The 13,338-nt window shown below is 70.9% G+C and carries 7 protein-coding genes; 2 read left to right on the top strand and 5 right to left on the bottom strand.

Going from position 1 to position 13,338, the window contains the following annotated elements; all coding sequences use genetic code 11:
• Positions 1-74: 74 nt before the first annotated feature.
• Positions 75-623 carry a peptidylprolyl isomerase gene (locus tag M2352_RS18225; protein ID WP_264665931.1) on the top strand — a complete coding sequence of 183 codons (549 nt, stop codon included), beginning with the start codon at positions 75-77 and terminating at the stop codon, positions 621-623.
• A 236-nt stretch (positions 624-859) separates the two neighbouring features.
• Here M2352_RS18225 and M2352_RS18220 read toward each other — a convergent pair whose 3' ends face one another.
• The 5 genes from M2352_RS18220 to M2352_RS18200 all read right to left on the bottom strand — a co-directional run bounded on the left by M2352_RS18220 (position 860) and on the right by M2352_RS18200 (position 11,177).
• Positions 860-5,038 carry a translocation/assembly module TamB domain-containing protein gene (locus M2352_RS18220; RefSeq protein ID WP_264665930.1) on the bottom strand — a complete coding sequence of 1,393 codons (4,179 nt, stop codon included), beginning with the start codon at positions 5,036-5,038 and terminating at the stop codon, positions 860-862.
• A gap of 101 nt (positions 5,039-5,139) precedes the next feature.
• Complete coding sequence (locus M2352_RS18215; protein ID WP_264665929.1) at positions 5,140-7,341, bottom strand: xanthine dehydrogenase family protein molybdopterin-binding subunit; 2,202 nt, start codon at positions 7,339-7,341, stop codon at positions 5,140-5,142.
• A 4-nt stretch (positions 7,342-7,345) separates the two neighbouring features.
• Positions 7,346-7,816, bottom strand: coding sequence for a (2Fe-2S)-binding protein (locus tag M2352_RS18210; protein WP_264665928.1), 471 nt, complete (start codon positions 7,814-7,816; stop codon positions 7,346-7,348).
• A gap of 187 nt (positions 7,817-8,003) precedes the next feature.
• A complete protein-coding gene (locus M2352_RS18205) occupies positions 8,004-9,065 on the bottom strand; it encodes an NAD(P)-dependent alcohol dehydrogenase (RefSeq protein WP_264665927.1) in 1,062 nt (353 codons plus the stop codon).
• Positions 9,066-9,239: 174 nt separating this feature from the next.
• Complete coding sequence (locus M2352_RS18200) at positions 9,240-11,177, bottom strand: autotransporter assembly complex protein TamA (RefSeq protein WP_264665926.1); 1,938 nt, start codon at positions 11,175-11,177, stop codon at positions 9,240-9,242.
• 246 nt (positions 11,178-11,423) lie between these two features.
• Here M2352_RS18200 and typA point away from each other — a divergent pair, with 246 nt between their 5' ends.
• Positions 11,424-13,253, top strand: a complete 1,830-nt coding sequence (gene typA / locus M2352_RS18195; protein WP_264665925.1) for a translational GTPase TypA — start codon at positions 11,424-11,426, stop codon at positions 13,251-13,253.
• Positions 13,254-13,338 lie beyond the last annotated feature (85 nt).

The following is a 13,338-nucleotide window of genomic DNA, read 5'->3' as shown; positions in this document are numbered from 1 at the left end:
AAGTCCGCTTTGAAATCGGCCCCGCTTTCCCCTATCGTCCCGGCCAGCGGACAGCAGATGGGAGACAACGTCACATGCTGCGGTTATCCCGCATTATCCTGGCGGCGCTGGCAGCCGCCGTCCTGTTCATTGGGGAGGCATTCGCCTTGGATCTCGAAAACACCCTGTACCTTGACCTGAAGGACGGCCGCGTCGTCATCGAACTGCGCCCCGACCTGGCCCCGAACCACGTGGCCCGCATCAAGGAACTGACCCGCGAAGGCTTTTACGACGGCGTGGTCTTCCACCGCGTGATCGACGGGTTCATGGCCCAGACCGGCGACCCCACCGGCACCGGCATGGGCGGCTCGGGCAAGAAGCTGAAGGCGGAGTTCAACAAGGAACCCCACGTCCGCGGCACCCTGTCCATGGCCCGTGCGCAGGATCCCAACAGCGCCGACAGCCAGTTTTTCATCTGCTTCGCCGACTCCAGCTTCCTGAACGGCCAGTACACCGTGTGGGGCAAGGTGGTCGAGGGGATGGAATTCGTGGACATGATCAAGAAGGGGGCCAGCAACCGCAACGGTCAGGTGACCGACCCCGACAAGATCGTCAAGATGCAGGTCGCCGCCGACGCCAAGTAAGCGGCGGTTTCCAGGTATCGCGGGAAAGGGGTCGGGGGTGCGAACCGCCGGCCCTTTTTCTTGTGCAATTCTTGTTCAGAACGATTTTTCTCGTCATTCCCGCGAAAGCGGGAATCCAGGCAAACGCCGCGTCTGCGGCGATATGAATCCCAAAGGGACCGCTCTGGACAAATCTTCTGGATTCCCGTTTTCGCGGGAATGACGATGAGGTGTGGCCGGTCTTTTTGCCACCACCATCAATAATCCCACTCGAACTTAACGCCCACGCTGGCCCCTTCGTTGCCGCCGGCCTTGGCTTCGGCCTTCACGGTGTCGGTCAGGTCGATCTCGACCTTCACCCGGCTCTGGTCGGCCCCCAATCCCTGTTCCACGCCGACATAGACGTCGCGGCTGATGTAGCTGCCGGCCTCCACCCCGCCGGGCTTGCCGTCGGTGCCCTGGGAGAATTCCAGCCGGTCCACCCCCAGCGTGCGGCGCACGGTGTCCAGCACCCCGCCGCCGCCATAACCGGCCAGTTCCGCCGCCGACTGGGCAAGCTGGACCGCCTCCGCCGCTCCCAGTTCGCTGGCCGGCTTGCCGAACAGCACGCGGGCGAGCACTTCGTCCTGCGGCAGCCCCTGGGGCGAGGTCAGGGCGATGGTGGGGCGGCTGGCGGTGCCGGTCACCTCCACCTGCGCCGTCACCTGATTGGCGGTGGCCTCGGCCAGAACGTCCAGCCGCGGGTCCACCCCGCCGTCGAAATCCAGGTTGCCGCGGCTGAAGGCGAAGCGCTTGCCCAGCAGATCCAGTTGCCCGCGCTGGACCGACAGCCGCCCGGTGACCGCAGGCGCCACCGCGGTGCCGCCCACGTGCAGGTCGCCGCCCAACTCCACGTCCAGCCCGCGCCCGCGCACGAACACCTGTCCGGGCACGTCCACCTTGACGTCCAGGGCCAGGATCATGGGGGCGTCGGGGTTCTGTTCCTTGACCGCCGCCTTGACCGGGGTGGGCTTGCGGTTGCGGGGGCGTCCCACCTCCTCCACCCCCAGATCGACCACGTTGGGGGGCAGGCGGTTGGGCACCTGCACGTCGGCGCGGTTGACCCGCAGCGTGCCGGACAGCAGCGCGCGGGCGAAGGTGCCGGTCAGGGACAGATCGGCGCCGATGCGCGCGGTCACGATGTCCATGGCCAGCAGGCGGGCGTCCACCGCCTTGACCCGGATGTCCAGTTGCCGTGGTTCTTGCGGGGCGGGGCGCACGGTGCCGGTGGCGGTGATGGTGCCGCCCCCGGCGGTGCGGGCGGAGAAGTCCTGCAGCGTGAAGACCTTGCCGTCGCCGGCCAGACGGGCGGTGATGTCGGTGACGACGGCACCGCTGGCGCGGTTCTCGTAGCGTCCGCCGCTGATGGTCACCGCCCCACCCAGCCGGGGATTCTCCACCGTGCCCCCGGCGGTCACGTCCACGGCCAGCGTGCCGCGCACCCGGTCGCCGCTGGCCGCCAGCAGGTCGTTGAGCCGGGCCAGCTGGAACGTGCCCTGGGCCGAGGCCGACACAGCACCGCGCGGCGGCACCGACACCGCCAGCGTGTCCGGGTTCAGCACCAGCGGGGCGGCGGCCCGCAGCGTCAACCGCCCGGCCCCGGCATCGCGGGTGGACAGGGTGCCGGTGGCGGTGACGCGGTTGTTGCGCCACGACCCGTCGATGGTGGCATCGATCCCCGACACCCCGGCGGCAGCCATGCCGGCGGCACTCACCCCGCTCAGGCGCAGGGCCACGTCGGCCCGCGGCGCCTGCACCGTGCCGGCCAGCTTGAGCGTCAGCCCCAGCGTGCCGTCCAGCGCCAGCGATGGATCAACCAGGGCGGCCAGCGCCAGGGGGAAACGGTCGATGGTCAGGCCGCCGCGCATCTGCCCGCCGGTCAGCCCGCCGTCGGCGGTCAGCCGCGCCCCGCCGCTGGACAGCGCCAGACCGGACACCGCGTAGTGCTGTGCCCCCACCTCCACCGTTGCCGGCCTGGTCAGGGTCACCGTCTGGCCCGACGCGCGGGCGGTCAGCGCGGTCAGGCGGATGCGGGTCAGGGCGCCGGCTTGGGTGTTGGTCTGGGCCGCGGTGCCGGCCAGGGTCAGGCTGGGCGCCTCGGCCCCGCCCCCCTTCACATCCAGCTTGAAACCGGCACCGGCCAGCGAGCCGTCGATGCCCGCCGTCACCGCCGCCAGCGGCGTGCCCGCCGCCGATCCGTCGCGCAAACTCAGGTCGGCCTTGCCCGCCGCCGTGCCCAGGGCATCACGGACGCTTGCGTCGAGGGTCAGGGTGCGGGCGGCCAGCAGCGGCCCGCCGGGGCCGGTGACCCGCAGCCCCCCGGCCTTGGCGGTGACGGTGGCGTCCTGCTGCCCGTTGCGCCCGGCCAGAGTGACGGCGAACGACGCCTGCCCGCCCAACTCCACCCCCGCCAGCGCGGAAAAGGCATCCAGCGCCGGCAGGTCGCCCTCCAGCTTCCCTTCCGCCAGCAGGGTGGCGAGGGAGACGGTGACCCCGCCGCCGATGCGGTTGCGCCCGGCGGTCAGCGTCAGATCCGACAGCCGCAGCGTGTCGCCCGAGAGGGCGTAGGCGCCGCCGAGGGCAAGGGTCTGCCCCTCCAGCGCCGCCCCGGCCTGCACCGTGCCGGCGGGCGCCTGCGGCAGCCCGGTGGCGGTGGCCGACAGGGTGACGCGGCCCAGGGTGCGGCCGTTCGCCACAAGATTACGTGTCTCGGCCTTGGCCTCCACCGCCAGGGCGTCCAGGGGGCCGGTGGCGGTGACGGTCACGCCGGCCCCGCCGGCCAGGGGAACGCCGGCCAGGGACGACAGGACGGACAGATCCTCGGCCCGCAGCGACGCGGCGGCGTCGAGCCGGCCATCGGCCAGCGCCGCCCGCCCGTCGGTCAGGCGGACATAGGGGGACTCCAGCGTCACCCCGCCGACCCGCACCGCCCCGCCGGGGGCCACGCCGGCCTCGGCGGTCAGGGTGGCCTTGCCGGCCAGGGGCTTGCCGGCCAGCGCCGACAGCCGCGACAGGTCATCGGCGGTCAGCGTCACCCGTGCCTGCGCGCTCTGCCCCCAGCCGGTGGCCGTGGCCTCGGCGGCCACCGTGGCGGCGGGGGTGGTAAGGGTCAGGGACGGCACGCGGATACCGCCGGCGGCGGTGTCGATGGTGGCGGTGGTGTCCAGCCGCACCTCCGGCCCGGCCAGCGGCGCCAGGGCGGGATCGGTGGACAGAAGATCACGGACGGCGGCGGACAGGCTGACGGTCAGGGCCGTCGGGGTGCCCGACACCTGCCCCTCCGCCCGCGCGGTGGCCCAGGCGACGGGAGCCAGGGCGTGCAGCGGCGAGTCCGCCGGAACGTCGAGCGTGTAGGCCAGCGCCAGAGGCGATCCCCCCGGCCCGGCGGTGCCCGACAGGGTGAGCGTGCCGGCGGCGGCAGTCACCGTTGCCGGACGCAGGGCGATGCTGCCGTCGCCCCCCACCAGAATGTCGGCGGTCAAGGTCGGGCGGTCGCCGGCCAGGGCGGCGGCGGGGGCGCCGGCCAGGGCTTCGATCACCGGGCGGGCGTCGGCGGTGGCCGACAGGGTGACGGCGTGCCCCTGCGCCACGCCCTTCACGCCGATGTCGGCGGTCAGGCGGGCGGCATCGCCGGCCAGGGCGGCGACGGTGCCGCGCCAGTCGGCCAGCGACCCGTCGCCCTTGATCTCCAGATGGAAGGGTGGCGCGCCGGGGATGCCGGCGGTGGTGACGATCACGCCCCCCGCCGGCTCGTCGCCGCGGATGTCCACCCGCAGCAACTCCCCGGCGGACACGAAGGCGATGTCGGCGGCAAGCCGCCCCGGCGGACCGTCGATGCGGTCGATGGCGGCGGTCAGGGCGGCTTCCCGCCCCCCCGCCTCCAGCCGGCCCGCGGCGGAGAGGCGCAAGCGCGCCGCCTGCCCCGCCAGGGCCGGGCCAAGCTCGATGCTGTCCACCGCCAGCCGGTCCAGCGACAGCGACACCGGCAGGCCGGGCAGCAGCGGCCCCGGTTCGGACGGCGGTGCGGGTTCCGGCTGGGCGGGGGCGGCGACGGGCGCGCGGTCCACGGCGATGCGGGCGGCCTCCACCCCGGTGATCCGCACCCGGCGCGACAGCAGGGCCGCAGGGGCGAGGTCCAGCCGCACCCGCTCCAGCACCAGCCACACCCCCTGGGCGTCGGACACGGCGATGCGGGCGGCGGTGACGCCGACGGGGGAAACGGTCAAGCCCTCGATGTCCAGCCCCTGGCCGGGACCGGAGGCCGCCGTCTCCACCGTGGCTTCCAGCCATGCCCGGCCCGGCGGGCTGGACAGCCACGCCACGCCGGCCCCGGCGGCAACGACGATCAGCAGCACCAGCCCCGCCAGTGCCCACAGCACCCACCGCAAACCCTTCAACGCCCAGTCCTTTCCATCCCGTCCTCCTCCTCATGTAGCCATGAGGACGCCGGTTGCCCACCCTGAAAGGGTGACAACCGGCGTTCGTCAGGACCGGGGGATCATGCCTGGGCGGCGGGGTCCATGGGAAGCACGCGAACGGTACGGCCCGCCGCCGCCAGCGCGTTGGCCACCGCCGGGCCGATGGGCGGCACCCCCGGTTCGCCGACACCGCTGGGCGGGGCGGCGGAGGGAACCACGTGCACCTCCACCCGCGGCATCTCGCCGATGCGCAGCACGCGGTAGGTGTCGAAGTTCCCCTGGTCCACCACGCCGTCGGTCAGCGTGATCTTGGAATGCAGCACCGCCCCCAGGCCGAAGCCGATGCCGCCCTCCATCTGGGCGCGGATCTGGTCGGGGTTGACCGCCACGCCGCAATCCACCGCGCACACCACCCGTTCGACGCGGAAGCCGCCGCGGCTGTCCACGGCGATTTCCGCCACCTCCGCCACCACGGTGCCGAAGGATTCATGGACCGCCACACCGCGGAACCGCCCCTGGGGCAGCGGCTGGCCCCAGCCGGCCTTTTCCGCCGCCAGATCCAGCACCGCCCGGTGGCGCGGGTGATCGGCCAGCAGCGCGCGGCGGTAGGCCACCGGGTCGGCCTTGGCCGCCGCCGCCAACTGGTCGATCATGGCTTCCATGGCAAAGGCGGTGTGGGTGTGCCCCACCGACCGCCACCACAGCACCGGCACCCCCGCCTTCACCGAGGTCAGTTCCACCGTCATGTTGGGAATGGCGTAGGGCGTGTCGGCCACCCCCTCCACCGAGGTGGGATCGACGCCGTTCTTCATCATGGCTTCGAACGGTCCCCCGGCCAGGATCGACTGGCCGGTGATGCGGTGCTGCCACGCCACCGGTTTGCCGGCGGCATCCACCCCTGCCTTCACCGTGTGCAGGAACATGGGCCGGTAGCGGCCCCCGGCCATGTCGTCGGCGCGGGTCCACAGCACCTTGACCGGGGCGCGCCAGCCGATGGCCTTGGCGCATTCCACCGCTTCGACGATCACGTCGGAATCCGGCGTGGCCCGGCGCCCGAAGCCGCCGCCGGTCATCATGACGTGCAGCGTCACCTTGTCCGGCGTCACCCCGGCGATGGACGCGGCGGTGGCCTGATAGATGTCGGGCATCTGGTGACCGCCCCACACCTCCAGCACGCCGTTCTCCATACGGGCCACGGCGTCCAGCGGCTCCAGGGCCGCGTGGGCGAGGTAGGGGAACTCGAAGCTGGCCTCCACGGTCTTCGCGGCCTTGGCCATGGCCCCGCCGGCATCGCCCCGCTGGGCGGCCACGGCGGTGGGCGGCTGGGTGGTCAGGCGCTTGAACTCCGCCATCAGCGCCGCCGAGCCGCGGGATTCCGCCGTGTCCAGGTTCCAATCGACTTTCAGCGCCTCGCGGCCCTTGATGGCGGCCCAGGTGTGTTCGGCGATCACCGCCACCCCGCGGGAGATGGCAACCACATCCACCACCCCCTTGACCGCCTTGGCCGCCGTGGCGTCGAATGACCGCACCGTGCCGCCGAACCGCGGCGGGTGCGCCACCACCGCCGTCAGCATCCCCGGCAGCGTGACGTCGATGGTGTAGGTCTGGCGGCCCGTGGATTTGGCCGCACTGTCCACCCGGCGGAAGGTCTCCGACCCGATGACGGTCCAATCCCTGGGCGCCTTCAACGGCACGTCCGCCGGCACCGGCAGTTTGGCCGCGGCCTCGGCAAAGGCGCCGAACGTCCCCTGCTTGCCCGAGCGGTGGGACAGGATGCCCCGCTCCACCGTGATCTCGGCGGCGGGCACGGCCCAGGCGCGGGCCGCGGCCTCCACCAGCATGGCGCGCGCGGTGGCGCCGGCCCGGCGGTAGCGGTCGAAGGACGACATCATGCCGGTGGACCCGCCGGTCCCCTGCATCGCTCCGCCCCAGGCCAGATTGCCGTAAAGCGCGGTGTTGCCCGCCGCCCCCTCCACCCGGATCTGCGCCGGGTCGGCGCCCAGCTCCTCGGTCACCAGGGCGGCAAGGCCGCTGTAGATGCCCTGCCCCATGTCCATATGGGCGGACAGCACGGTGACCGTGCCGTCGGGGGCCACCCGCAGATAGGCGTCGAAAGGCGCCGGCACCCCGCCCGTGGCGGCGGAGGCCGCGGGGGCGGCCAGGGCCGGCAGCCCCAGCGTCAGCCCCGCCCCGGCAACGCCGGACAGGACCAGGAAGCCGCGGCGCGACAGGGCTGTGCGCGCAGGCGCGGGCTTGGCCGTCATGGACGACAGAAAGCGCATGGGATCAGCCCTCCAGCGTGCGGGACGCGGCATGGATGCCGGCGCGGATGCGCTGATACGTGGCGCAGCGGCACAGGTTGCCGTCCATGGCGGCGTCGATGTCGGCGTCGGTGGGTTTGGGCGTGGTGGTCAGCAGCGCCACCGCCGCCATCACCTGCCCGGACTGACAGTACCCGCACTGGGGCACGTCCAGGGCGGTCCAGGCCCTGGTCACCGCGTCCGCCACCCGGCCCGACGGGCCGTCGCCCGTCAAACCTTCGATGGTCACCACCGCCTGGCCTTCCACCATGCTGACGGGGGTGATGCAGGCGCGGATGGGCTGGCCGCCCAGATGGACGGTGCAGGCGCCGCACTGGCCGGCACCACAGCCGAACTTGGTGCCGGTCAGGCCGATCAGGTCGCGCAGAACCCACAGCAGGGGCATGTCGGGATCGGCGTCGATCTCGTACGCGCGATCATTCACAGTCAGTTTCATCGGGGGCCACTCCGTGAAGGGGGGGATGGCTGGGGGGAAAACGGCACGGGCGCTCGCTTGGGACGGCACCGCCCGCACCGGCCATCACGGGATGTTCCAGGGACGAAGCGAAAAGATAGAGGGACGGACGGGGCGGACCATGGGACGCCCACCCCGCCGTGCATTATTTTCGTGGTCTGGTTGCGCGTCAGAACTGCGGTTCGTTGCGCAGCGAGGCCATGTCGATGACGAACCGGTACTTGACGTCGTTCTTCACCAGCCGGTCATAGGCGCCGTTCACCCCCTGGATGGGGATGATCTCCACGTCGCTGACGATGCCGTGCTCGGCGCAGAAGTCGATCATCTCCTGGGTTTCGGCCATGCCGCCGATGGCCGATCCCGCCACCGACTTGCGCCCCATGATCAGCGCGGCCCCCGATACCGGCGGCTCCAGCCCGGTCAGCACCCCCACCAGCGCCATGGTGCGGTCCCGCTTGAGCAGGCGCAGATAGGGGTTGAGGTCGTGGGGCACCGGAACCGTGTTGAGCAGGAAATCGAAGCTGCCGGCGTGGGCGGCCATGGCGTCGGCGTCGCGGGACAGCAGCACCGCGTCCGCCCCCAGCCGTTCGGCGTCTTCCGCCTTGCCGGGAGAGGTGGTGATCATCACCACGTGCGCGCCGAGCGCCTTGGCGAACTTGATGCCCATGTGGCCCAGCCCGCCCAGCCCGATCACGCCCACCTTCTGCCCCGGCCCCACCTTCCAGTGGCGCAGGGGGGAATACGTGGTGATGCCGGCGCACAGCAGCGGGGCCGCGGCCTTCAGGTCCATGGTGCCGGGGATCTTCACCACGAAGCGTTCCTCGACCACGATCTGGTCGGAATAGCCGCCGAAGGTCAGCGCCCCGTTCCGGTCACGGTCGTTGTAGGTCAGGGTCGCCCCGTTCTCGCAATACTGCTCCAGCCCCTCCAGGCAGGCGGGGCAGGTGCGGCAGGAATCGACCATGCAGCCGACGCCGGCATGGTCGCCGGGCTTCAGCTTGGTCACCGCCTCCCCCACCCGCACCACGCGGCCGATGATCTCGTGCCCCGGCACCATGGGATAGACGGAATTGCCCCAGTCGTTGTGGATCTGATGCAGGTCGGAATGGCAGATGCCGCTGTACAGGATTTCGATCTGCACGTCGTGCGGCCCCGGATCGCGGCGTTCGAAACGGAACGGCACCAGCGGAGAGGCGGCATCGTGCGCGGCGTAGCCCTTGGCCTCGATCATCAAACGAACCCTTTTTTCGAAAAGGAATGTCACACCCACGCCGGCAAACGCCGTGGCAGTGGTACGGGTGTGATGATCGGGCCTGCGCGGCGCCAGCACAAATCATCATTCCGAGATGCGTTGTTGAGTGTGGCTCAACAATCGGCTCCGGCCGTCCCGCCCATCAGGCCGGTATCAGAACGCCTGCCCCAGGCTGAGGTAAAGCTGCCAGCGGGCATCCCCCGATTGCGGGTTGAGGGGGAAGCCCACGTCCACCCGCAGCGGCCCGAAATCGGTGTAATAGCGCACGCCAAGCCCCGCCCCCACCCGCAAGGGCGTGGAGAAATCGGGGAAGGCGCTGTCGAACACGCCGCCGGCATCGACGAACGGCACCAGACCGATGGTGTCGGTGATCTTGTAGCGCACCTCCAGCCCCATTTCGGCCAGCGACCGCCCGCCGGTGGGCTTGTCGGCGGCATCCCGCGGCCCCGCCTTCTGGAAGGCGAAACCCCGCACCGACCCGCCGCCGCCGGTGTAGAACCGCTTGTGCGGCGGGATGGCGGCGAGGTTGGCGCCGGTGATGCTGCCCAGCGACAGCCGCCCGGCCAGCACCGCATCATCGCTCAGGCCCCAATAGGCGGTCCCCGTGGCCCGCGTCTCCACGAACGAACTTTTGGTGTCGCCGCCCATGGGGAACCACGGGGTCAGGCCCGCGGTCAGCCGGTACCCCTCCGTCGGGTTGAGCAGGTCGTTGGAGGCGTCGTACTTCATCCCCAGCGGCACGCCGAACAGGGCGCTCTGCACCTGCCCGTCCGTCACCGTCAGCCGGGCGCGTTCCGACGTCAGCCCGGCGGAGACGGTCAGCCGTTCGCTCAAGGGCCGCTCCACCACGCCCGACAGGATCACCGCATCGCGGCTATAGGCGGGCGGGTTGTCGGTCACCGCGGTGAACGACAGCACCAGCGACTGGTGCGGCTCCAGGAAATCGGGCTTGCGGAAGACGGCGCCGACGGTGAAGTCGGTCTTTTCCAGGCCGCTGGAGCTTGCGGTATTGGCGCTGAGCCGCGCGATGTCCAGCGACAGGCGCAGTTGCTCGGCATGGCCGAACAGGTTGCGGTGGCCCCAATAGCCGTTGATGCCGAATCCGTCGGCGGTGGTGTAGGTGACGCCGGCACCGATGAAACGCGGCTTGCGCTCCACCACCGTCACCGTCACCGGTGTCACCCCGTCCGGTCCCGGCTGCTCGGCCAGCGCCACCCGCACGGTGTCGAAGGTTTCCAGCTTGGCGATATCGGTGCGGGCCCGCGTCAGCCGGGCGGGGTCGTAGACGTCGCCCGCGGCCCAGGGGATGCGCCCGCGGATCAGGGTGGGGTCCACATCCCTGGCCCCCTCCACCGTCACGGCACCGAAACGGACCAGCGGGCCGGGATCCAGGGTGAAGGTCACGTCCATGGTCCGCTCGGTGTGGTCCACCACCACCTCCCGGTCCGTGACCTTGGCGAAGGCGTAGCCGGCCTCCGCCAGCCGGGCGGTCAGCCGGGATTGCGCCGACACCACCGCCGGCGCCCGCGCCTCCGCCCCCGGCGGCAGCCCCAGGGCGGCGGCGTCGGGGGCCGGGCCCGGCAGCAGCCCCAGGGCGGCGGCGTCGGGGGCCGGGCCCGGCAGCGGGGCACCGCCCGCCGTCTTCACCGCCAGCGTCTTGAAGCGGTAGACGGGGCCGGTGACCACCGTCAGCGTCACCGCCACGGGCGACGCGGCGCGGTCCACCCCGATGTCCACCCGCGCGTCGTAATAGCCGGCGGACCGCAGCGCCGCCCCCAGCCGCGTGCGGTCGGTTTCCGCCCGCCGCTCCAGCCCGATCAGCGACGGCGGCGGCGACTCCTTGAGCGCGAAGAGGGAGGAGGATTGTTCCAGCACATCCCGCAGCCCGCCGTCCTCCACCCCCGTCAGGGTGACGGTGTAGGCCACCGCCGGTTCGGGCGCCCCGTCCCCCCCACCATCCCCCCCGTCGGCGGCGGGGGATTGCGGCGCAGCCGGGATTCCCTCGTCGGCGGCCCACACCATGACCGGCAGCGCCAGGGCGGCGGCAACAGCCGGCAAGATCCAGGGGGTGGTCCGGTCATAAATGGTCATGAGAGTCCGGGAAAGCGGCGGCGGGGCTGGGCATACGGAAAAGCTACCGCTTGAATCTAGCGAAATGCAGCAGGTCTGGGATCGAAAAATGGTCCTACGCCAGACGGCCATAGCGCTTGCCCCGTATGGGTCTTTCATTATATTGCAGGGCAACAGAAACAACCGGCCGTGCCCACCAGATGCACTCTGGCGGGTCGTTTTGCTATGGGTAAGACGGATGGCGGCCGCCCTTTTAGTCGGATGAGCATGACCCTCCGTAACGTCGCGATCATCGCCCACGTTGACCACGGCAAGACCACCCTGGTTGACCAGCTTCTCAAGCAAGCCGGCTCCTTCCGCGAAAACCAGCAGGTGGCCGAACGCGCCATGGACTCCAACGACCTGGAGCGTGAGCGCGGTATCACCATTCTGGCCAAATGCACCTCGGTGCTGTGGAAGGATCTGCGCATCAACATCGTGGACACCCCCGGCCACGCCGATTTCGGCGGCGAGGTGGAACGCATCCTGTCCATGGTGGACGGCGTGGTCCTGCTGTGCGATGCCGCCGAAGGCCCCCTGCCCCAGACCAAGTTCGTGCTGGGCAAGGCGCTGAAGCTGGGCCTGCGCCCCATCGTCGTCGTGAACAAGGTGGACCGTCCCGACGGCCGCCCGCACGAGGTGCATGACGAGGTGTTCGACCTGTTCGCCTCGCTCGACGCCTCCGACGACCAGCTCGACTTCCCGACCCTGTTCGCCTCGGGCCGCAACGGCTGGGCCACCACCGATCTGGAGAACGGCGCCCGCGAGAACCTGGAGCCGCTGTTCGAGCTGATCCGCGACCATGTGCCGGCCCCGCGGGTGGACAGCGCCGACGAGCCGTTCCGCATGCTGGCCACCACGCTGGAAGCCAACCCCTATCTGGGCCGCCTGCTGACCGGGCGCATCCAGTCGGGCCGGGTGAAGCCGAACATGGCGATCAAGGCGCTGTCGCGCGACGGCAAGCTGCTGGAGCAGGGCCGCGTCAGCAAGGTGCTGGCCTTCCGCGGGCTGGAGCGCGTGCCGGTGGAAGAGGCCGAGGCCGGTGACATCGTGGCCCTGGCCGGGCTGTCGCAGTCCACCGTCGCCGACACCCTGTGCGCGCCGGAAGTGAACGAGCCGCTGGAAGCCCAGCCCATCGACCCGCCGACCCTGGCCATGACCTTCTCGGTCAACGACAGCCCGCTGGCGGGCCGCGAGGGCGACAAGGTCACCAGCCGCATGATCCGCGACCGCCTGATGCGCGAGACCGAGGGCAACGTGGCGCTGCGCGTCCGCGACACCGAGAACGGCGATGCGTTCGAGGTGGCGGGCCGCGGCGAACTCCAGCTCGGCATCCTGATCGAAACCATGCGCCGCGAGGGTTACGAGCTGTCCATCAGCCGTCCGCGCGTGCTGTTCAAGAACGACCCCCTGAACGGCCAGCGCCTGGAGCCGATCGAGGAAGTCGTGGTTGACGTGGACGAGGAATTCTCCGGCGCCGTCGTCAACAAGATGGCCGAGCGCAAGGCCGAAATGGTGGAGATGAAGCCCGGCGGCGGCGGCAAGACCCGCATCGTCTTCCACGCGCCGTCGCGCGGGCTGATCGGGTATCAGTCGGAATTCCTGACCGACACCCGCGGCACCGGCATCATGAACCGGCTGTTCCACGACTATGCCCCCTACAAGGGGCCGATCGCCGCCCGGCGCACCGGTGTGCTGATCTCCAACTGCGACGGCACCGCGGTGGCCTATGCCCTGTGGAACCTGGAAGACCGCGGGCCGATGCTGATCGACCCCGGCGTCCCGGTCTACACCGGCATGATCATCGGCGAGCACACCCGCGGCAACGATCTGGACGTGAACGTCACCAAGGGCAAGCAGCTCACCAACATGCGCGCCAGCGGCAAGGACGAAGCGGTCCGTCTGACCCCGCCCATCCAGATGTCGCTGGAAAAGGCGCTGTCGTACATCGCCGACGACGAGCTGGTGGAGGTGACGCCCAAGTCCATCCGCCTGCGCAAGCGCTACCTCGACCCCAACGAGCGCAAGAAGCACCAGCGCGCCTCCGCCGAGGGTTGATCGCGGGTTTCCCCCTTGCCTCTCACGGGGCAAGGGGGAAAGCTTTTCCGGGCCGGCAGTTTGTTCCGGCCCCGCCCCGCACATT

This window comes from Azospirillum fermentarium (assembly GCF_025961205.1).
Classification (GTDB): domain Bacteria; phylum Pseudomonadota; class Alphaproteobacteria; order Azospirillales; family Azospirillaceae; genus Azospirillum; species Azospirillum fermentarium.
Note: the sequence above shows the minus strand (reverse complement) of the source record. Positions and strands in the feature narration are given on the sequence as shown.

What these genes read in the sequence shown, in the direction of transcription:
- M2352_RS18205 (WP_264665927.1), bottom strand. Translation starts at nt 9,065, where the DNA reads ATGATCGAGGCCAAGGGCTACGCCGCGCACGATGCCGCCTCTCCGCTG.
- M2352_RS18225 (WP_264665931.1), top strand. Translation starts at nt 75, where the DNA reads ATGCTGCGGTTATCCCGCATTATCCTGGCGGCGCTGGCAGCCGCCGTC.
- M2352_RS18215 (WP_264665929.1), bottom strand. Translation starts at nt 7,341, where the DNA reads ATGCGCTTTCTGTCGTCCATGACGGCCAAGCCCGCGCCTGCGCGCACA.
- M2352_RS18200 (WP_264665926.1), bottom strand. Translation starts at nt 11,177, where the DNA reads ATGACCATTTATGACCGGACCACCCCCTGGATCTTGCCGGCTGTTGCC.
- M2352_RS18210 (WP_264665928.1), bottom strand. Translation starts at nt 7,816, where the DNA reads ATGAAACTGACTGTGAATGATCGCGCGTACGAGATCGACGCCGATCCC.
- typA (WP_264665925.1), top strand. Translation starts at nt 11,424, where the DNA reads ATGACCCTCCGTAACGTCGCGATCATCGCCCACGTTGACCACGGCAAG.